Annotated in this window: 22 protein-coding genes; 10 read left to right on the forward strand and 12 right to left on the reverse strand. The window is 67.1% G+C overall.

The window, feature by feature from the left end:
- Positions 1-122: 122 nt before the first annotated feature.
- From ACTJLF_RS00005 to ACTJLF_RS00015, 3 genes are all read right to left on the reverse strand, one after another.
- Positions 123-590 carry a DUF192 domain-containing protein gene (locus tag ACTJLF_RS00005; RefSeq protein ID WP_019652467.1) on the reverse strand — a complete coding sequence of 156 codons (468 nt, stop codon included), beginning with the start codon at positions 588-590 and terminating at the stop codon, positions 123-125.
- Positions 591-688: 98 nt separating this feature from the next.
- Positions 689-883, reverse strand: a complete 195-nt coding sequence (locus ACTJLF_RS00010) for a hypothetical protein (RefSeq protein WP_026346157.1) — start codon at positions 881-883, stop codon at positions 689-691.
- A 153-nt stretch (positions 884-1,036) separates the two neighbouring features.
- Positions 1,037-1,360 carry a hypothetical protein gene (locus ACTJLF_RS00015; RefSeq protein ID WP_019652469.1) on the reverse strand — a complete coding sequence of 108 codons (324 nt, stop codon included), beginning with the start codon at positions 1,358-1,360 and terminating at the stop codon, positions 1,037-1,039.
- A gap of 219 nt (positions 1,361-1,579) precedes the next feature.
- Between ACTJLF_RS00015 and icd the strand changes: the two genes are divergently transcribed.
- From icd to ACTJLF_RS00050, 7 genes are all read left to right on the forward strand, one after another.
- Entirely contained in the window at positions 1,580-2,839 is a 1,260-nt protein-coding gene (gene icd, locus ACTJLF_RS00020) for an NADP-dependent isocitrate dehydrogenase (protein WP_019652470.1), read from the forward strand.
- A gap of 250 nt (positions 2,840-3,089) precedes the next feature.
- Positions 3,090-3,449: an ATP-dependent Clp protease adapter ClpS gene (gene clpS, locus ACTJLF_RS00025; RefSeq protein ID WP_038113980.1), complete on the forward strand. Its 360-nt coding sequence runs from the start codon at positions 3,090-3,092 to the stop codon at positions 3,447-3,449.
- A 67-nt stretch (positions 3,450-3,516) separates the two neighbouring features.
- Positions 3,517-5,838, forward strand: coding sequence for an ATP-dependent Clp protease ATP-binding subunit ClpA (gene clpA, locus ACTJLF_RS00030; RefSeq protein WP_019652472.1), 2,322 nt, complete (start codon positions 3,517-3,519; stop codon positions 5,836-5,838).
- 104 nt (positions 5,839-5,942) lie between these two features.
- On the forward strand, positions 5,943-7,388 hold the full coding sequence (cls, locus tag ACTJLF_RS00035; protein ID WP_126181946.1) for a cardiolipin synthase: 1,446 nt from the start codon (positions 5,943-5,945) through the stop codon (positions 7,386-7,388).
- Positions 7,389-8,828: an exodeoxyribonuclease I gene (gene sbcB / locus ACTJLF_RS00040; protein WP_132751113.1), complete on the forward strand. Its 1,440-nt coding sequence runs from the start codon at positions 7,389-7,391 to the stop codon at positions 8,826-8,828. It begins immediately after the preceding gene.
- 32 nt (positions 8,829-8,860) lie between these two features.
- On the forward strand, positions 8,861-9,595 hold the full coding sequence (locus ACTJLF_RS00045) for a CatB-related O-acetyltransferase (protein WP_165924452.1): 735 nt from the start codon (positions 8,861-8,863) through the stop codon (positions 9,593-9,595).
- 27 nt (positions 9,596-9,622) lie between these two features.
- Positions 9,623-10,078, forward strand: coding sequence for a DUF3574 domain-containing protein (locus tag ACTJLF_RS00050; RefSeq protein WP_440882232.1), 456 nt, complete (start codon positions 9,623-9,625; stop codon positions 10,076-10,078).
- 33 nt (positions 10,079-10,111) lie between these two features.
- Here ACTJLF_RS00050 and ACTJLF_RS00055 read toward each other — a convergent pair whose 3' ends face one another.
- The gene (locus ACTJLF_RS00055; protein WP_440882233.1) at positions 10,112-11,101 is read right to left on the reverse strand and encodes a Bug family tripartite tricarboxylate transporter substrate binding protein; all 990 of its coding nucleotides are present in this window, start codon (positions 11,099-11,101) and stop codon (positions 10,112-10,114) included.
- Between the two features lie 69 nt (positions 11,102-11,170).
- On the opposite strand from ACTJLF_RS00055, the gene ACTJLF_RS00060 reads away from it, so the two are divergent.
- The gene (locus tag ACTJLF_RS00060) at positions 11,171-12,016 is read left to right on the forward strand and encodes an NAD-dependent protein deacetylase (RefSeq protein ID WP_126181941.1); all 846 of its coding nucleotides are present in this window, start codon (positions 11,171-11,173) and stop codon (positions 12,014-12,016) included.
- Here the strand turns inward: ACTJLF_RS00060 and ACTJLF_RS00065 are convergent.
- Genes ACTJLF_RS00065 through ACTJLF_RS00080 form a run of 4 tightly spaced genes read right to left on the reverse strand, consistent with a single transcriptional unit; the run spans position 12,013 to position 14,504 of the window.
- Entirely contained in the window at positions 12,013-12,852 is an 840-nt protein-coding gene (locus tag ACTJLF_RS00065; protein WP_440882234.1) for an alpha/beta hydrolase, read from the reverse strand. The genes ACTJLF_RS00060 and ACTJLF_RS00065 overlap by 4 nt on opposite strands.
- A 35-nt stretch (positions 12,853-12,887) precedes the next feature.
- Entirely contained in the window at positions 12,888-13,748 is an 861-nt protein-coding gene (locus ACTJLF_RS00070; protein ID WP_440882235.1) for a sterol desaturase family protein, read from the reverse strand.
- A 4-nt stretch (positions 13,749-13,752) separates the two neighbouring features.
- Complete coding sequence (locus tag ACTJLF_RS00075) at positions 13,753-14,043, reverse strand: hypothetical protein (RefSeq protein ID WP_440882236.1); 291 nt, start codon at positions 14,041-14,043, stop codon at positions 13,753-13,755.
- 17 nt (positions 14,044-14,060) lie between these two features.
- A complete protein-coding gene (locus ACTJLF_RS00080; protein WP_126181938.1) occupies positions 14,061-14,504 on the reverse strand; it encodes a hypothetical protein in 444 nt (147 codons plus the stop codon).
- A gap of 193 nt (positions 14,505-14,697) precedes the next feature.
- Here ACTJLF_RS00080 and ompR point away from each other — a divergent pair, with 193 nt between their 5' ends.
- Complete coding sequence (gene ompR / locus ACTJLF_RS00085) at positions 14,698-15,420, forward strand: osmolarity response regulator transcription factor OmpR (protein WP_126181937.1); 723 nt, start codon at positions 14,698-14,700, stop codon at positions 15,418-15,420.
- A complete protein-coding gene (locus ACTJLF_RS00090) occupies positions 15,417-16,745 on the forward strand; it encodes an ATP-binding protein (RefSeq protein ID WP_440882237.1) in 1,329 nt (442 codons plus the stop codon). The genes ompR and ACTJLF_RS00090 overlap by 4 nt, the downstream gene beginning before the upstream one ends.
- Positions 16,746-16,754: 9 nt before the next feature.
- On the opposite strand, the gene ACTJLF_RS00095 is transcribed toward ACTJLF_RS00090, so the two are convergent.
- From ACTJLF_RS00095 to ACTJLF_RS00110, 4 genes are read right to left on the reverse strand one after another with little or no spacing between them, the layout of a single operon-like run.
- A complete protein-coding gene (locus ACTJLF_RS00095) occupies positions 16,755-18,041 on the reverse strand; it encodes an amidohydrolase family protein (RefSeq protein WP_440882238.1) in 1,287 nt (428 codons plus the stop codon).
- Positions 18,042-18,093: 52 nt separating this feature from the next.
- Complete coding sequence (locus ACTJLF_RS00100; protein WP_440882239.1) at positions 18,094-18,567, reverse strand: hypothetical protein; 474 nt, start codon at positions 18,565-18,567, stop codon at positions 18,094-18,096.
- A 22-nt stretch (positions 18,568-18,589) separates the two neighbouring features.
- Complete coding sequence (locus ACTJLF_RS00105; RefSeq protein WP_440882240.1) at positions 18,590-19,063, reverse strand: hypothetical protein; 474 nt, start codon at positions 19,061-19,063, stop codon at positions 18,590-18,592.
- Entirely contained in the window at positions 19,063-19,986 is a 924-nt protein-coding gene (locus tag ACTJLF_RS00110) for an ABC transporter permease (RefSeq protein ID WP_019652487.1), read from the reverse strand. The genes ACTJLF_RS00105 and ACTJLF_RS00110 overlap by 1 nt, the downstream gene beginning before the upstream one ends.
- Positions 19,987-20,047: the final 61 nt, after the last annotated feature.

Raw genomic sequence — 20,047 nt, forward strand, 5'->3', positions numbered from 1 at the left:
CCTTCCTGGCCAAGCTGGTCAACTGGGACTTCGCCGCCAAGAACTTCGGCTGATCCCCCGTTCTGCCGAAAACGAAAAAGCCGACCTTGGGTCGGCTTTTGTTGGCTATGGACGGCAGACACTCATCGTTTGCCGGCCGCGAACAGCTCCCCGCCGATCTTCGCGCCCTTCTTGATGTTCTTCTTGGCGAACCATCCCTGGTTCATTTCGAGCACGTAGCGCACCGGCTCCTGCGAGCAATGCGTGTTCTCGGTCATGGGCTGCATGTCGGCCAGATTCACGATGCGGCCGTCGTCTGCCACGAACGCGGCGGTCAGCGGCAGGATCGTGTTGCGCATCCAGAAGCATTGCGTCGCAGGCTGCTCGAACACGAAGATCATGCCCTCGGCCTGCGGCATTTCCTTGCGGAACATCAGTCCGATTTCACGTTGCAGCGGAGTCTGCGCGACCTGCGCGTCGATCTTGTAGAGCCCGATCGACAGTTGCGTACGCGGCAGATCGGTCTGGGGTTGCTGCTGGGCATGGGCCGGCACCATGAACGATGCGGATGCGAGGAGCAGGGGAAGCAGTACGGCGAGACGCTTGAGCATCGGACGACTCTTTCAGGGCGGGGCCAGGGCCCGGCCTCGATTTAAAAATGCCAATAAAAATGCCCGCTGATGCGGGCATTGCCGGTGAGCGTGGAAGCTTACACCTTCTTGGCAGCGGCCGTGTGGGCCTTGGCCACGTGGCGAACCTTGTGCTTCTTGGCTGCGTGCTTCTTGGCCGAAGCGTGCTTGGCAGCCTTGGCGGGAGCGGGAGCAGCCGGAGCGGGTTCGGCTTGTTGAGCGAAAGCGCCGACTGCGAAGAGACCGGCGACCAGGGCTGCGAGCAGCTTGTTCATGAACATATCCTTTGAAATTCGTTGATCTGGATTGCCCTCCCTGCGGAAGGTAGACATTCAACGGAGGCCACTGCGCACGGTTGACACCAACGTGAACACTTCAGGCGAAAAAAAAGCGCTCCGAAGAGCGCTTCTTTTGCGGGGCAGGCCGAATTACTTCGGGGTGCCGCCTTGGGTCGACTTGCGCTTGATGCTGCCGTCCTTGTTGCGACGACGCTGGTCGCGGGTTTCAGCGCGCTTCTCGCCGGAGGCTGCAGCCTTGTCGGCACCGATGGCGCCGCCTTCGGGGGTCTTGGCTTCGTCGCCGGCCGGAGCCTTGACCTGGCCAGCGGGCTTGGCAGCCTTCTTGGCTTCGGCGCGTTGCTGCGACTTGCTGTTGGTGGCGTTGCCTTGCTCGGGCGTCGTGCCGGCCGGGTTCTGGGCGTAAGCGCCAGCGGCGAACAGGCCGGCGATCATGACTGCGAGAATTTTGCTCATTGATGATTCCTCTATCGAGAATTGGTTGGAAACGCCTCCCGGCGAGCAGAAGGTCAGCCACTAACGACGCCGTCGGGCCGTCGGTTGACAAACGCTTGCTGATGGGTTGCGTCTAAAATGTACAGCGATTTGTTCGCCGGCTGTACAGCGGAATGCGCGCCGTGTCTGAATTCGCTGACAGTTGTCAAAAGTACGTCAATCCCGGAGCCGCCTCCCTTCATGACCAGTTATCAGCACATCAAAGTCCCGACCGAAGGCCAGAAGATCACGGTCAACGCCGACAACTCTCTCAATGTGCCTGACCAACCGATCATTCCTTTCATCGAGGGTGACGGCACCGGACTCGATATCACTCCGGTGATGCTGAAGGTGGTGGATGCCGCGGTGGCCAAGGCCTATGGCGGCAAGAAGAAGATCCACTGGATGGAGGTCTACGCCGGCGAGAAATCGACCAAGGTCTATGGCCCCGATGTCTGGCTCCCCGAGGAAACGCTGCAAGCCGTGCGCGACTACGTGGTTTCCATCAAGGGGCCGCTGACCACGCCGGTCGGCGGCGGCATCCGGTCGCTGAATGTGGCGCTGCGCCAGGAGCTCGACCTCTACGTGTGCCTGCGCCCCATCCAGTATTTCGAAGGCGTTCCCAGCCCGGTGCGCGAGCCGCACAAGACCAACATGGTGATCTTCCGCGAGAACTCGGAGGACATCTATGCCGGCATCGAGTTCGAGGCCGAAAGCGAGAAGGCGAAGAAGCTCATCAAGTTCCTGCAGGAGGAGATGGGGGTCAAGAAGATCCGCTTCCCCGAGACCTCGGGCCTTGGTGTCAAGCCGGTGTCGCGGGAGGGCACGGAGCGCCTCGTGCGCAAGGCGCTGCAATACGCCATCGACAACGACAAGCCCAGCGTCACCCTGGTGCACAAGGGCAACATCATGAAGTTCACCGAAGGCAGCTTCCGCGACTGGGGCTACGGCCTGGCCGCGAAGGAGTTCGGTGCGGAACTGATCGACGGCGGCCCGTGGATGAAGTTCAAGAACCCGAAGACGGGCAAGGAAATCACCGTCAAGGACAGCATCGCCGATGCCTTCCTGCAACAGATCCTGCTGCGTCCCGCCGAATACAGCGTGATCGCCACGCTCAACCTCAATGGCGACTACGTGTCCGACGCCCTGGCGGCCCAGGTCGGCGGCATCGGCATCGCCCCGGGTGCGAACATGAGCGACACCGTCGCGATGTTCGAGGCCACCCATGGCACGGCCCCCAAGTACGCCGGCAAGGACTATGTGAATCCCGGTTCCGAGATTCTCTCGGCCGAAATGATGCTGCGCCACATGGGCTGGAAGGAAGCCGCCGACCTGATCATCAGCTCGATGGAGAAGTCCATCGCCAGCAAGAAGGTCACCTATGACTTCGCCCGCCTGATGGAGGGTGCGACACAGGTGAGCTGCTCGGGCTTCGGCCAGGTGATGATCGACAACATGTAATTGCTTCGCGTCCCGGCGCCGCGGGCGTCGTGGCCGCACACGGCGGGCCCTTGAACTTCCGGAAGGAATTCAAGGGCTTTTTATTGCGTCTTCAATCAGGGTTTTCGCCGGGTTTTTTGCCTAAAACTCTTCGCGGCGCCGCCTTGGGGGAATACTGTCGCAAGCGCCGCAAACCCCTTGAATTGTCGGATAGGCGCCACCACGTTTTTTTGCTCGGCACGGCGCTTGCACGCTCTATAGAATGATTTTCATGGCAACGAGAATTCCAAAGACTCCAGGCACTCCGCCGGCGCAGAAACCGGCCGGGGACGATGGAGATTCGGTGGTCATCGAGCGCCGGCCGCAAAGAACCGCGCCGCCGCAGATGTACCAGGTGGTGATGCTCAACGACGACTACACGCCGATGGAGTTCGTGATCGTCGTGCTGCAGGAATATTTCAGCAAGGATCGCGAAACCGCTACCCAGATCATGCTCAAGATCCACCTCGATGGCCGGGGCGTCTGTGGGGTTTATTCCCGCGACATGGCGGCCACCAAGGTCAATCAGGTCATGGAGGCCGCCCAGCAGGCGGGGCATCCGCTCCAATGCATCAGCGAACCTGTTGCATGAACCAGTTGAATTGCGCAAGCTCCAACCCATCTGAGAACTTATTTACAGCAAGGCAAAAGGAAATCACATGATTGCCCAGGAACTGGAAGTCAGCTTGCACATGGCCTTCGTCGAGGCCCGGCAGCAGCGCCACGAGTTCATCACCGTGGAGCATCTGCTGCTCGCTTTGCTGGACAACCCGAGCGCCGCGGAAGTTCTGCGCGCCTGCTCGGCCAACGTTGACGACCTGCGGGCGTCGCTCACCAACTTCATCAAGGACAACACGCCCCAGGTGGCGGGTACCGACGATGTCGACACCCAGCCCACCCTGGGTTTCCAGCGCGTGATCCAGCGCGCCATCATGCATGTGCAGTCCACCGGAAACGGCAAGAAGGAAGTCACCGGCGCCAACGTGCTGGTTGCGATCTTCGGTGAGAAGGACTCGCACGCCGTGTACTACCTGCACCAGCAGGGCGTCACCCGCCTCGACGTGGTGAACTTCATCGCCCACGGCATCAAGAAGAGCGATCCGCCGGAAGCCGTCAAGGGCAGCGGCGAAGCTCCCTCGGGTGAAGGCGAGGAGGGCGGCGGCGAGCGCAACGAGAAGGCTTCGCCGCTCGAGCAGTTCACCCAGAACCTCAACCAGATGGCCAAGGACGGCAAGATCGATCCGCTGATCGGCCGCGAGTACGAGGTCGAGCGCGTCATCCAGATCCTGTGCCGTCGGCGCAAGAACAACCCGCTGCTGGTCGGCGAGGCCGGCGTGGGCAAGACCGCGATCGCCGAGGGCCTCGCATGGCGCATCACGCAAGGCGACGTGCCGGAGATCCTGGCCGAGTCGAACGTGTTCTCGCTCGACATGGGCGCGCTGCTGGCCGGCACCAAGTATCGCGGTGATTTCGAGCAGCGCCTCAAGGGCGTGCTCAAGTCGCTCAAGGACAAGCCGAATGCCATCCTCTTCATCGACGAGATCCACACCCTGATCGGTGCGGGCGCAGCCTCGGGCGGCACGCTCGATGCGTCGAACCTGCTCAAGCCGGCGCTTTCCAGCGGCCAGCTCAAGTGCATCGGCGCGACCACCTTCACGGAGTATCGCGGCATCTTCGAAAAGGACGCGGCCCTGTCGCGTCGTTTCCAGAAGGTCGACGTGGTCGAGCCGTCGGTGCAGGAGACCGTCGACATCCTGAAGGGGCTGAAGTCGCGCTTCGAGGAGCACCATGGCGTGAAGTACGCCGTGGCGGCCCTGCAGGCTGCGGCCGAGCTCAGCGCCAAGTACATCAATGATCGTCACCTGCCCGACAAGGCGATCGACGTCATCGACGAGGCCGGCGCCGCCCAGCGCATCCTGCCGCCGAGCAAGCGCAAGAAGACCATCAGCAAGAGCGAAGTCGAGGAAATCGTTGCGAAGATCGCGCGCATTCCCCCTGCCAACGTCAGCAATGACGACCGCAGCAAGCTGCAGACCATCGAGCGCGACCTCAAGAGCGTGGTGTTCGGCCAGGACAAGGCGCTCGAAGTGCTCGCCTCGGCGGTCAAGATGGCTCGCTCGGGCCTGGGCAAGGGCGACAAGCCGATCGGCTCGTTCCTGTTCTCCGGTCCCACCGGTGTCGGCAAGACCGAAGCCGCGAAGCAGCTCGCCTACATCATGGGCATCGAGCTGATCCGCTTCGACATGTCGGAATACATGGAACGGCATGCGGTGAGCCGCCTGATCGGCGCGCCTCCGGGCTATGTCGGGTTCGACCAGGGCGGTCTGCTGACCGAAGCCATCACGAAGAAGCCGCACGCGGTGCTGCTGCTCGACGAGATCGAGAAGGCGCATCCGGACATCTTCAACGTGCTGCTGCAGGTCATGGACCATGGCACGCTGACCGACAACAACGGGCGCAAGGCCGACTTCCGCAACGTCATCATCATCATGACGACGAACGCGGGTGCCGAGACCATGAACAAGGCGACCATCGGCTTCACCAACCCGAGGCAGGCCGGCGACGAAATGGGCGACATCAAGCGCTTGTTCTCGCCCGAGTTCCGCAACCGGCTGGACGCCATCGTCAACTTCAAGGCGCTCGACGAACAGGTCATCCTGCGCGTGGTCGACAAGTTCCTGCTGCAGCTGGAAACCCAGCTCAGCGAGAAGAAGGTGGAAGTCACCTTCAGCGACAAGCTGCGCAAGCACCTGGCGAAGAAGGGCTTCGATCCGCTGATGGGCGCACGGCCGATGCAGCGTCTGATCCAGGACACGATCCGCCGTGCACTGGCCGACGAGCTGCTGTTCGGACGCCTCACCGACGGTGGTCGCCTCGAAGTCGATCTCGACGACAAGGACGAAGTGCTGCTGGACATCCAGCCGCTTCCGAAGAAGGAAGGCAAGTCGAAGCCTGAAGCCGAGGAAGCAGCGGCAGGCTGATCGCTTGCGGTTCCTGAAATGAAGCCAAAGGCCGGTAGCATCGCTACCGGCCTTTTTCTTTGGGCCCGTCCATATCGAATCGCCGTCCCAGCCGCCTTCCCGCCTTGATCCTCCCCGAACTCAGCAACGAATGGAAAACCGGCCTCTCCCTCGCGTGGAGCGGCTACATCGCGGTGCTGTCGGTCTGGATCGTGATGCAGAAGCGCGCGCCGGTGTCGACGATGAGCTGGATCCTCTCGCTGGCGCTGCTGCCGTTCGCGGGGTTCGTCGTCTATTACTTCCTCGGGCCGCAGCGGCTGAAGAAGCAGCGCCTGAAGCGCCTGCGCAGCCGCGCCAGCGCCTCCTCGCAGGCCGACCTGGCAAGGCTGCGCGACGCGGCTCAGAACGCGCCGCCCGCGCTGCAGCAGATGGCCAAGCTCGGCACCGCGACCTGCGGGCTGCCGGTGTCGAGCGCGCTCGACGTCGAGCTGCTCTCGGGCGGCGCACGCACCTTCGATGCGATCTTCGATGCCGTTCGCGCCGCGCAGGACCACATCCACCTCGAGTACTACATCTTCGAGCCAGACCGCATCGGCACCGCGCTGCGCGACCTGCTCATCGAGCGTGCGAGAGAGGGCGTCACGGTGCGCCTGCTGATCGATGCGCTGGGCTCCAAGCGCATCGGCCGCAAGTTCATGGCGCCCATGCTGGAGGCCGGCATCAAGGTGGCGCTCTTCCATGACACCAAGATCGGCCGGCGACTGCGCCCGGTGACCAACTACCGCACCCACCGCAAGATCGTGGTGTGCGACGGCCGTGTCGGCTTCACCGGCGGCGTGAACATCACCGACGAGGAAGACAAGCGCACCAACCCCGACGCCTACCACGACGTGCACCTGCGCATCGAAGGCAGTGCCGTGCGCTGGCTGCAGACCACCTTCCTTGAAGACTGGACCTACGCCACCGGCGAAGACCCGCGCGGCATGGACGACGCGCTCAACGACATGCTGCCGCAGCTGGAGGCCGGCCACATTCCGGTGCAGATCGTCACGAGCGGCCCCGACAGTCCGATGGAAGCCATACACCGCATGCACGTCGAGGCCATCCATTCGGCCACGCACCGAGCCTGGCTCACCACGCCGTACTTCGTGCCCGGCGAGCCGGCACTGATGGCGCTCACGAGCGCTGCGCTGCGCGGCGTCGACGTGCGCCTGCTGGTGCCGCGCCGCAGCGACTCGGCCGTCGTGAGCGCCGCCGCGCGGTCGTACTTCGACGAGCTGATCGCTGCCGGCGTGAAGGTATGGGAGTACAAGGCGCGCATGCTGCATTCCAAGACCCTGGTGGTGGACGATCATTGCGCGATGATCGGCACCGCCAACTTCGACAACCGCAGCTTTCGCCTCAACTTCGAGGTCAGCGCGGTGGTTTACGGCCCCGAGCTGACGCGTCCGCTGGCGGCGCAGTTCGAGACCGACCTGCACAGTTCCGGCGCGGTGCGCGCCAACCGGCGCCAGGGTTTCTGGCGCCGCCTCGGCGACGCCATCGCGCGCCTGTTTTCACCCCTGCTCTGAATGAACCACACTTTTCTCTGGCACGACTACGAAACCTTCGGCGCGGTGCCGCGCCGCGACCGTCCGTCGCAGTTCGCGGCCGTGCGCACCGACGCGGAGCTCAACGAGGTCGGCGAGCCGCTGATGATCTACTGCAAGCCCGCGCCGGACTACCTGCCCAGCCCCGAAGCCTGCCTGATCACCGGCATCACGCCGCAGCTGTGCCTGGAGCGTGGCGTTCCCGAGCATGAGTTCGCCGCGCAGATCGAGCGCGCCTTCTCGCAGCCCGGCACCATCGGCGTGGGCTACAACACCATCCGCTTCGACGACGAGGTCACGCGCTTCCTCTTCTGGCGCAACCTGATCGATCCGTACGCCCGCGAATGGCAGAACGAATGCGGCCGCTGGGACCTGCTCGACGTGGTGCGCCTCACCTATGCGCTACGCCCCGACGGCATCGAGTGGCCGAAGAAGGAAGACGGCAAGCCCAGCTTCAAGCTCGAAGACCTGGCGCGTGCCAACGGCCTGCTGCACGAGTCGGCACACGATGCCTTGTCCGACGTGCGCGCCACCATCGCGCTGGCCCGCCTCATCCGCAGCAAGCAGCCCAAGCTGTTCGACTTCGCCTTCGGCCTGCACAGGAAGGACCGCGTCGCCACCGAACTCGGCCTGCCCGCGACGCGCGAGACCGCGAAGCCCTTCCTGCATGTCTCGGGCATGTTCCCGGTCGAGCGCGGCTGCCTCGCCGTGATGTGGCCGCTGGCGAGCCATCCCACCAACAAGAACGAGCTGCTGGCCTGGGACCTGGCCCACGACCCGAGCGAACTGCGCGACATCGACGTCGAGACGCTGCGGCTGCGCCTCTTCACCCGCACCGCGGACCTGCCCGAGGGTGTGGTGCGCCTGCCGGTCAAGGGCGTGCACCTCAACAAGTCGCCGATGGTCGTCGGCAACCTGCGCACGCTCGCGGCGCCCATGGCCGAGCGCTGGGGCGTCGACCTGGAGGCGGCGATGCGCCACGCGGCCATCGCGCGCGACCTGCCCGACATGAGCGCGATCTGGTCGCAGGTATATGCCCGCCCCAAGGAGGCCACGCCCGACGTCGACGAGGACCTGTACGGCGGCTTCGTCGGCAATGCCGACCGGCGACGCCTGAACCAGTTGCGCGGCCTCTCGCCCGAGGAACTGGCCAAGGACCGCACCGGCTTCGACGACGGACGGCTCGAAGAACTCCTCTTCCGCTACCGCGCCCGCAACTGGCCCGAACTGCTGAACGAGGACGAGACCGAGCGCTGGGAAGCGCTGCGCGTCGCCAGGCTCTTCAAGGGCGAGGGCGGCGCACGCACCATCGAGATGCTGTTCAGCGAGGTCGACGCGCTCTCCGAGAACGCCGACGAGCGCGGGGAGGAGATCCTCGGCGCGCTCTACGAATACGCCGAGGCCATCGCGCCCGAGGCCTGATCGACGCAACGACACAGCGGAGCGCCCAGCCCATGAGCCTGACGATCAACGCGGAACTGTCGAAGGGGCTCGAAAGCTACGGGCTCTTCCTCTCCGAAGGCTGCCTGCTGCCGACGCCGTTGCGCTTCGAGACGCCGGTGCGCATCTGGCATTCGGCGCAGCTGCATGCCAGCTGCTCCATCGGCGCCTATTCGAGCATCTCGCCCGGCGTGCTGCTCGTCGACGTTCGCATGGGGCGCTATTGCTCGATCGGCGACGGCGTGCAGACCCTGTCCGACCATCCGGCCGACTGGTTCACCACGCACATGCTGGCCTACGCGCCGAATTTTCCGGAGCCCTACCGGCACCAGTCCGTCGGGCAGTTCGCTTCGCACTCGCCGGTGACCATCGGCAACGACGTGTGGATCGGCTCGCGCGTGAGCCTCAAGAGCGGCATCACCATCGGCGACGGCGCGGTGATCGGCGCGGGCGCCGTGGTGACGCACGATGTGGAGCCGTTCACCGTGGTGGGCGGCGTGCCCGCGCGGGTCATCCGCCGGCGTTTTCCGGACGCGCTGGTGGAGCGCATCCTTGCCTGCCCCTGGTGGGACTGGGACCTGCGCACGCTGGCGCTCGACTGGCAGCACCCGGACGCTGCCCAGTCGATGCTGGAGGAGGCCGTTGCCGAGAACCGCCTTTCGCGCTGGAGTCCCGGCTGGAGGCTGCTCGACCGCGGCCAGCCGCCGGGCGAGGGCCAGCCGGCGCCGCTGGTCCTGCTGCCGGGCTGAGTGAGGTCGACGCACCGAGGTGTTTGCATGACAACGACGACGGCAACCATCCTTTCTCCCGGCCGTGCCGCGCTGGCGGCCGCCGCGGCGGCGATCGCGCTCGCCGGGTGCGGGAGCCTGCCGCCCGCGCCAGTTGGCGCGAACGCCTGCGCAAGCGGCTTCGAGGCCTTCGAGCGCGACACGCTGTACTTCGGCCGTGCCATTCCCTCGGGTGGCCAGGTCTCCGATGCCGAATGGACCGCCTTCCTGGACAGCGCGGTGACGCCGGCCTTTCCCAAGGGGCTCACGGTGATCGACGCGGCGGGCCAGTGGCGCGGCATGTCCGGCGAGGCCGTGCGCGAGCGCTCCAAGCTGGTGGTGCTGCTGCACGCCCGCAGCGAGAAGGACGACGCGGCCATCGCAACCATCGTGGGCACCTACCGCCAGCGATTCGCACAGGAGGCGGTGCTGCAGGAGAGGCAGGCCGTCTGCGTCCGCTTCTGAAGGGCTCTGGGGGCTGCCCGAGCGGCCGCGAGGCTACAGCTTGATGCCGGCGCCCTTGACCGTCGGCCCGAGCACTTCGACCTGCTCCTTCACGAAGCCGTTGAACACGGCCACCGACTCCGGTTTCGCGACGATGCCCAGCTCGGTCAGCTTCTTCTGGATATCGGGCATGGCCAGCACCTCGTTGCATGCGGCATTGAGGCGCGCCACCACGTCCGGCGGCAGCTTGGCCGGCCCCGAGAGGCCGAAGAAGTTCTCCAGCACCAGCTTCGGCTGACGCAGCTCGACCATCGTCGGCACCTCCGGCATCAGCGGCGAACGCTGCGTGCCCGTCACGGCCAGCGGCACCAGCTGGCCGCTCTTGAAGAAGGGAACGTACGAGGTGATGACGTCGATACCCACCGGGATGGTGTTGGCGATGAGGTCGGTGCTCATCGGCGCACCGCCGCGATAGGGCACGTGCACCATGTTGATCCCGGTGATCTTCTTCAGCAGCTCGCCGTGGATGTGCCCGATGGACCCGGGCCCGCCCGAGCCGAAGTCGATGCGGCCTTCCTTGCGCGCCAGCGCCTCGAAGTCGGCGAAGGTCTTGAGGCCGGAGCCCTTGCTCGCCATGATCACCAGCGGCGCCGCCCCGAGGTAGGCGACATGGGTGAAGCCCGTGACGGGGTCGTAGGGCAGCTTGTCGAGCGTGAATGGGCCGAGCGCGATCGGCGTGGTGTTCGACAGCATCAGCGTGTAGCCGTCGGCCGGTGAGGACGCCACCAGCGCGCCGCCGATGGTGCCGCCCGCGCCGGGCTTGTTGTCGACCACCACGGGCTGCCCCAGCTTCTTCGCGAGCTGTTCCGCCATCACGCGGGCGAGCACGTCGCTGGAGCCGCCGGGCGGGAAGGTCACGATGATCTTGATGGCCCGGTCGGGCCACTGGGCGAAGGCGGGCAGGGCTGCGCCGGCGAGGCCTGCGGCAAGGATCTGCATCGCAGCGCGCCGCGTAGGGCGATGGGGGCTTGAGTGGTGGTTCATGGCGTTCTCCGGCGACGGGCAAGAGCCAGGGCTTTAGCAGGAATCGGGCCGCCGACTTATGCTCGCTGCATGTCCGCCAACCTCGCCGCCAACCCTGCTGCCTATGCCGGGCTCGCCGACTTCGCCACGCGCCACCGCAAGCTCTTCGTGCTCACCGGCGCGGGCTGCAGCACCGAATCGGGCATTCCCGACTACCGCGACGTCGATGGCGAATGGAAACGTCCGTCGCCGGTCACCTACCAGGCCTTCATGGGCGAGGAATCCACGCGCAAGCGCTACTGGGCGCGCAGCCTGATCGGCTGGCCGACGATGGCGGGTGCCCGCCCGGGTGCCGCGCACCACGCACTGGCGCGGCTGGGCGAGGCGGGCCGCGTCGGCCTGCTGCTCACGCAGAACGTCGACGGCCTGCACGAGGCTGCCGGCAGCCGCGGTGCCATCGACCTGCACGGGCGCATCGACACCGTGCGCTGCATGGGCTGCGAGCGGCGCACGCCGCGCGCAGAACTGCAGCTCGAACTGCGGCGGCGCAATCCGCGCTGGGCCGAGCTGGAAGCCCGCGCCGCGCCCGACGGCGACGCCGACCTCGACGGCCGTGATTTCTCCGACTTCGACGTGCCGGCCTGTCCGCACTGCGGCGGCCTGCTCAAGCCCGATGTGGTGTTCTTCGGTGAAAGCGTGCCGAAGGAGCGCGTCACCGCCGCCTTCGCCGCGCTGGAGGAGGCCGATGCGGTGCTCGTCGCCGGCTCGTCGCTGATGGTCTATTCGGGCTTCCGCTTCGTGCAGGCGGCGGCCGCGGCGGGCAAGCCGGTGGCGGCAGTGAACCTGGGGCGCACCCGGGCCGATCCGCTTCTCTCGCTGAAGGTCGAGCGCCCGGTCGGCGAGGCGCTGACGGCGCTGGCGCAGGAGCTCGCCTAGCTTCGGCCCGATGCCTTGAGCAGCGAGCGGACGAAGGCATCCACTGTGGTGGTGTAGGCGCCCGGCAGCCCCAGCTCGGCGTTGATCTGCGCGTGCGAGAGATCTTCCGGCGCCACCTCGGCACGGCCGCCTGTCGCCGCGATGCGCGCCGCGAACTGCCTCGCCTGAGCGCAGGAGCCATCGCGGCGCTGGGTCGAGCACACCAGCAGCATCGGCGGCGCGCCGGAAGCCAGTGCGTCGGTGGGCGACACGCTGCGCCAGAAGGCCGGATCGCCGCCGAACACGCGGTCGTAGAAGGGCATGTGCCGGCGCTGCATCAGTTCGGCCGTATCGAGCGCCGCACTGTCGAGTGCCACGGTGCCGAGCCAGGGGCGGGCGCCTTGCTGGCGGGCAATGGAAGGCGATGCGCTGACCAGCGCCGCGAGATGCGCGCCGGCCGAGTGGCCCATGAGCACGATGCGGCCGGCATCACCGCCCCACGAAGGCGCGTTCGCCTGCGCGGTGGCGACGGCACGTGCGACGTCCTGCGCCTGCTGCATCACGTCGACCTGCGGCACGAAGCGGTAGCTCACCGAGACCAGGATGAAACCCTGCTCGCGCACCCAGTGCTCGACCTTCCGGTCGACCACCGATGCGGCCGCCTTGTCGCCGAACATCCAGGCACCGCCGTGGACCATCAAGAGCATCGGGGCACCTTGCTGCATCTTCGGCGGCAGGTAGACATCCATGCGCTGGCGCGGATCGGGGCCGTAGGGCTGGTTGGCCAGCAGGCGCACGTCCGGCTGTGCGACAGGCGAACCGGACGGCTGCGCCGTCGCGGGCAAGAAAGCCGTCATGCACAGCCAGGCTGCGCAGATCCGCAACAAACGAGTCATGACAGGGCTCCCGGGGGACCGAAAAGGGCAGAGATTTTCGCGCGCCACCCCTTGGCTCGCCAGAGGTCGCGGCCCAGGTTCGCCCATTCGTGGAATGCGATGCGCAGCGGGTTGTGCGTGAGCAGCGGCGTGGTCAGGCCATAGCGCAGCCGCACGTCGCCTCTTTCCTGTGCGAAGGTGCCGAACATCCTGTCGAACACGATCAGCACGCCGCCGTAGTTGCGGTCGAGGTATTCCGGGTTCGACGCATGGTGCACCTTGTGGTGCGCTGGCGTGTTCAGCACCCATTCGAGCGGCCCCAGGCGAGGCATCCACGGTGCGTGCAGCCAGAACTGGTAGAGCAGGTTGGCGGCGAGGGTTGCCACCACCGCCACCGGCGGAAAGCCCAGCCACACGAGCGGCGCGAAGAACAGCGCGGTGCCGGTGAGCTTGCCTGTCCAGCCCAGGCGCAGTGCGGCGGCCAGCGTGAGTTCGTTGGGCGAGTGGTGCACCGCGTGCGTGGCCCAGAACCAGCGCACCCGGTGCGCCGCGCGGTGATACCAGTAGTAGCAGAACTCCTGCCCCACGAAGAGCAGTGCGAAGGCCGCCGGCGTCGACAGCGAAATGGTGTCGACCCGGTGCGCATGCGCCCAGGTCAGCACCGGCGCGGCAATCGACAGGCCCAGCGCGTCGACCGCTCGCCGGCCCACCGCGTCGGCGAGCGAGGCGCCATAGGCGCGCCAGTCGTAGGACTGGCGCCGCACGAAGCTCTGGACCAGGCCTTCCAGCGTGGCCGCCGCGAGCACGAAGACGAGCAGGCCGGTCAGCCAGATGCCGATGGCGGGACCCATCGAATCACGGATCAAATCGAAGGCCATGGTGCTATTTTTGCCGTGCGCGGGGTTGCTGGGTCATGGCGTAGGCCTCTATCTGCTCCGTCGTCACGCTGCCCGCGCGGGCTCTGTCGATGGCGTCGAAATTGCGGTAGACCCAAGGCATCCTGCCGCGGGCTTCGTCACGGGTGAGGCGCCCGTCGGCGTCGATGTCTGCGGCGCCGAAACGCCTGTGCAGCTCGGTGCGCATCTGCGCGGCGCGGCCTGCATCGGGTGTCTGGGCGCAGGCGGCGAACGATGCCGTCGCGAGTGCCAGAAGGAGGACGTGGCATGTCTTCATGGCTTTTCTCTCCGGCATCAACGGCAGGGGATGACCGCGCCGGCCGCGCTGTAGCAGGTGGCGCTGTGCGTCAGGCCGCTGCCGCTGCTGTAGCTGGTGCTGCTCTGCACGCTGTTGCCGGTGACGGCGCTGGTGGCCGTGGTGCTGCGGCTCTGGGTCACGTTGCCCGATGCGTCGCGGCTCGCGCTTCCACTGCTTTCCACGCTGCCGCGTGCGCCGGCTGCTGCAAAGCCGCTGCGGTGGCTGGCCGAGCCGTCGGGGTTGACGGAAGTCGAGCCTGCGCGTGCGGCGTAGCCTCCGTAGGGCCCGCGTACCGCTCGCATGTTGGTGGCGGTGGCGCCGCCCGCCGAGTTGGGCCGCACCACATGCCGGCTGGCCGCATCCGCATCGGCGGGCGAGCCGGATGCGAGCATGGCGCCGGCCAGCACGGCGAAGGTGGACAGGGAAAGAACGCGCTTCATGTTCGGGACTCCTTGCGGTGCCGGCTCCGCACCGCGCGGGGCCGTTGCGGTGACTGTGGCCGCGAGATGTGAGCCATCCATGGCGCGGCCAGGCCCGTTCATGACAATCCGTGAGCGCTCCTGCGGGCCTTGTCATCGTTTGTCATGATTTCCCGCGCGACCGGGCAGGGCGACCGCCGTTACGATCCGCCGCATGACCGAAGCGCTGGCCCGCATCCTGATTGCCGACGACGAAGCCGACCTGCGCGCGTTGCTGCAGCGCTACCTTGGCGACCAGGGCTATGCCGTGCGCACCGTCGAGAGCGCCCTGCCGCTCGACAAGCTGCTGGCGCGCGAGCGCTTCGACGTACTGGTGCTGGACGTCATGATGCCGGGGGAGGACGGGCTGGCCGTGTGCCGCCGGCTGCGTGCCCAGGGCGAGACCATTCCCATCCTGATGCTCACCGCGCGCGGCGACCCGGTCGACCGTATCGTCGGCCTCGAGATGGGCGCCGACGACTATCTGCCCAAGCCTTTCAACCCGCGCGAACTGCTGGCGCGCATTCAGGCGCTGGTGCGCCGCCAGCGCATGCTGGGTGCGCATGGCGGACCCGCGTCCTCGCAGGAAAGCGTGCGCTTCGGCGTGTTCACGCTGCACGTCGGAGAGCGGCGCCTCGAACGCGAATCGGACGGATCGAAGGAGAACATTGCGCTGACCACCGGCGAATTCGCCCTGCTGCAGGCGCTGGCGCTCAACGCCAACCGGCCCCTGGGCCGCGAGCGCCTGATCGAACTGGCCCATGGCCGCGACCATGAAGCGACCGACCGCAGCATCGACGTGCAGGTGATGCGGCTGCGCAAGCTGATCGAGGCTGACTCCGCCCAGCCGCGCCACATCCGCACCGTCTGGGGCGTGGGCTACCTGTTCGTGCCATGAGGCTCTTTCCCCGCAGCCTGTTCGGGCGTAACGCGCTGCTGATCGTCGTGCTGATCGTGCTGGGCCAGCTTGGCGGCGCGCTGCTGCTTCGCGAGATGGTGCTCAAGCCCCGCCTGGACCAGATCGCTGAAAGCGTGGCGCGCAACGTCGATGCGATCCGCTCCGGCCTGCTGGCGCTGCCGCCCGCGCAGCGGCCGGCCTTCGTCGATGGCTTCAATCGCCAGGCGCTGGCTGGCCGGGCCGATCGCGCAAGGCGGGCAGGCGAAGGACTGCGCCCGATGCTCACGCCGCTGGAGCGCAGCTTCGTGCGCTCGGTGTCGGCGCGCATCTCCAGCCTCGGTGTCGATGCCGTCTGGCGCCGCGAGGAAGACGGCGGCCTCGCGCTGCGGCTGATGGTCGACGGCAGCGAGCACTGGATCGTGATGCCCGGTGTGCTGCCGGCGCGCGAGTTCACGGGGGCGCTGGTGGCGGTGTCGATAGGCAGCGCGCTGCTCGCCCTGGCGGGAGCGCTGTGGTTCCAGCGCCGGCTCAACAGGCCGCTGGTGCGCGTGGTGCAGGCCGCGCAGACCCTGGCTGGCGGTTATGAGCCCGTGCCGTTGCCCGAAGACGGCCCCACCGAAGTGGCAACCGTGAGTCGCAGCTTCAATCAACTGGTCAGCAGCCTTCGCCAGACCGAGCGCGAGCGCGCCTTGATGCTGGCCGGCATCTCCCACGACCTTCGCACACCGCTCACCAAGCTACGCCTGGGAGTTGAAATACTGCGCGAGCGCATGGAACCCGAACTCGTGAGCAGCATGACCCGCAGCGTGGAGGAAATGGACGCCATCGTGGGCCAGTTCCTCGATTTCGCGAGAGGCGAGGGGGACGAGAGGCCGGTGGCTACGTCGCTGGACGACATGGTGTGTTCGCTGGCTGCCGCCGGTGCCGACCATGGCCGCCTCCTGGTCCTGCAACTGGGCGACGTGCCCACTGTCGCCTTGCGCCCGCAGGCCATGCGGCGCGCCATCGGCAACCTGATCGAGAACGCCTGGCGGCATGGCAGACCTCCGGTCATCCTGTCGACCCGCGTGGATGGCGACGAGATCGTCGTCGAGGTCATCGACGGCGGCGATGGCATCGAACCCGGCGAGGCCGACGCGCTCAGGCAGGCTTTTCGCCGCGGTCGTGCGGAGCGCGGCGGCGTGGCCGGCGCGGGGCTGGGGCTGGCGATCGTGCAGCGCATCGCGCAGGCGCACGGCGGGCGGCTCGAACTCGAGACGCCGCCCGGTGCCGGCCTGCATGCACGGCTGCGTCTGCCGATGCAGATCGCGCAGGGCGGCACGTAGCTTTCTGATTCAGTCCTGGGGCTTCGGCACCATCCAGCTCGTCGATTCGCCACGGCCGGGAAGGTGCAGGCTGGCCGTGGCAGCCGGCGTTTCGGCCAGCAGGCGGCCCTTGCGGAACACCTTGAGCCGTGCGGCGCGCAGGCGGATCGCCTCGACCGGGTCGCGCGCCTGCAGCAGCACGAAGCTGGCGTCGCAGCCGGCCTCGAGGCCGTAGTTCTCCAGGTGCATCACGCGCGCGGCATTGGTCGTCACCGCCTCGAAGCACTGGCGGATGCCTTCCTGGCTGGTCATCTGCGCCACGTGCAGGCCCATGTGCGCCACTTCGAGCATGTCGCCCGAGCCCATGCCGTACCAGGGGTCCATCACGCAGTCGTGGCCGAAGGCGACGTTCACGCCGGCGGCCAAGAGCTCCGGCACGCGCGTCATGCCGCGGCGCTTGGGGTAGGTGTCGTGGCGGCCCTGCAGCGTGATGTTGATGAGCGGGTTGGAGACCACCGACACGCCGCTTTCGGCGATCAGCGGCAGCAGCTTGCTCACATAGTAGTTGTCCATCGAGTGCATCGAGGTGCAGTGCGAGCCCGTCACGCGGCCCTGCAGCGCCAGGCGCTGCGTCTCGAAGGCCAGCGTCTCGATGTGGCGCGAGAGCGGGTCGTCCGACTCGTCGCAGTGCATGTCGACCAGCTTGCCCCGGTCGGCCGCGATCTCGCACAGCAGCTTCACGCTGGCGGCGCCATCCGCCATGGTGCGCTCGAAGTGCGGGATGCCGCCGACCACGTCCACGCCCTTGTCGAGGGCGCGCTCAAGGTTCTCGACGCCGCCGGGCGAGCGCAGCACGCCGTCCTGCGGAAAGGCGACCAACTGAAGATCGAGATACGGCGCCACCTTGCGCCGGACCTCCAGCAGCGCATCGACCGCCAGCAGGCTCGGGTCGCTCGTATCCACATGCGAGCGCACCGCCAGCAGCCCCTTGGCCACCGCCCAGTCGCAATAGGCCAGCGCGCGCTCGATGAGCGCGTCGGCCGTCAGCAGGGGCTTCAGCTCGCCCCACAGCGCGATGCCTTCGAGCAGCGTGCCGCTCTGGTTGACGCGCGGCAGGCCGTAGCTCAGCGTGGCGTCCATGTGGAAATGCGGGTCGACGAAGTGGGGCGAGAGCAGCAGGCCCTGGGCGTCGAGCTTTTCGTGCGCCGGCGCATCGAGCCCGGGCGTGACTTCGGCGATGCACCCGTCCTGCACGGCGACCGACATGCCGGTGCGGCCGTCGGGGAGGGTGGCGTTGGTGATGAGGAGGTCGAGCATCGTGGCGGCCTTTGCGTGTTCTGTGGTCGATCGGTCAGCGGGATTGTCCCGCTCACTGCGGCGAGGGCTGGTGCCGATGGGCCCAGCGGTTGTTCAGGTTGTGGAGGTAGATATACACGTAGTCGCTGCGGTCGCGGGCGACGCCGATGCTGCCCCAGTGGAATCCGGCCGGGCGGCGGGCAACGCCCATGGTGGCCAGCCAGCGCTCGTGGAAGCGATGGCGCTGGTCGACGCTGCCGTAGAAGTCGGCGTCTTCCAGCTTGCGAAGGGCGGGGGTCGTGAGCGTGAGGAAGCAGCTCACGAGCAGTTCTTTCTCGAAACGCAGCTGGAGCTGCACCGTCATGTCGCCCGAGGTTGCCGCTGCCCGGGCGAATACGCAATCCACGAGCTGTCCCTCGACATGGGCGGTTTCGGCTCTTTTCGTGAAGTGCGCGGGCAGGTCGTCTGCACGGGTGTCGGTGTCGACGATGATCCCGGCCGCCGACAGCCGCCCGCTTGCCGTGTCCAGGTGCAGCACCGTATCCATTCGGCTGTCCGCCTCGGCCGCTTCAGCGCGAGTTCTGCGCCCGGTACCGGTATTGCCCCGGCGCAGGCCCGACCTCGATGGTCACGCGGCGCAGCTTCTCGTCGTGTCCCGAGTCGGCCTTGGCGGTGACGACGATGCCGCGCGGCGTGGCGCGGCAGGTGAGGTCGGACAGCGAAATCTCCGCATGGTCGTTGTCGAGTTCGGCGATGGCGACCGTGTGCTCCGCGCGCAGGCTGCCGTTGGCGTCGCGGCTCATCCACTGCACGTAGAGGAACGACTGGGCGTACTGCTCGGCGTGCACCACGCGGTAGGTGCCCTGGTGGTCCTTGCCCCAGGTGCCGCACATCTGCACCCAGGTCACGGCGTCGGCCGTGCTGAAGGCCTCGTAGCCGTAGTTCATGCCGAGTGCGCGAGCGCCGTTGCTGCCCATGGTCAACAGAGCCAGCAGCGCCGTGAGCAGGGCGCCTCGCGCGGCGGCGGCGGTCCTCGTGGTCATCAGCGTTCCCCCTTGCGGTACGGTTTCATCAACGCCTGCGGGTAGCTTGCCTTGCGCGCCACCAGCACCAGCGCCAGGATCGACAGCAGGTAGGGCAGCATCAGGTAGATCTGGTAGGGCAGCACGGCGTCGCCCGATTGTTGCAGCCGCAGCTGAAGCGCATCGAAGAAAGCGAACAGCAGCGCGCCCAGCAGGGCCTTGCCCGGCCGCCACGAGGCGAACACCACCAGCGCCACGCAGATCCAGCCGCGGCCGTTCACCATGTTGAAGAAGAAGGCGTTGAAGGCCGACAGCGTGAGAAAGGAGCCCGCCATGCCCATCAGCGCCGAGCCCGCGACGATGGCGCCGGTGCGCGTGGCGGCGACCGACACGCCCTGGCTCTCGGCGGCCTGCGGGTTCTCGCCGGCCATGCGCAGCGCGAGGCCCAGCGGCGTGCGGTACAGCACCCAGCCCACCGCCGGCACCAGCAGCAGCGCGAACAGGGTGAGCGCGGTCTGCGCACCCAGGATGGGAATGGGCAGCCAGTCCATCGGTGCGAAGGGCGTGATGGTAGGCGGCGTGTTCACCTTCGGAAAGCTCACGCGATAGCCGAAGTAGCTCAGCGCGGTCGCCAGCAGGGTGATGCCCAGCCCCGAGACGTGCTGCGAAAGCGCCAGCCCGACGGTCAGGAAGGCATGCAGCAGCCCGAACACCATGCCCGCGAGCGCGGCCACCCCCACGCCCACCCACAGCGGCGCACCGGCATAGACCGCGAGCCAGCCGGTGAAGGCGCCTGCGACCATGATCCCCTCGATGCCGAGGTTGAGCACGCCCGCGCGCTCGCACAGCAGCACGCCGAGCGTACCCAGGATGAGCGGCGTGGCGATGCGCAGCACCGCGACCCAGAAGGCGGCGTTGGAAAGAATGTCCAGGAGGTCGGTCATTGCGTATTTCTCCCTCGCCTTCCGGGGGAGGGCCGGGGTGGGGGCAAGCGGCGCTCGATGG

The organism is Variovorax sp. 22077 (assembly GCF_052044195.1).
In the GTDB taxonomy this organism is placed as follows: domain Bacteria; phylum Pseudomonadota; class Gammaproteobacteria; order Burkholderiales; family Burkholderiaceae_C; genus Variovorax; species Variovorax atrisoli.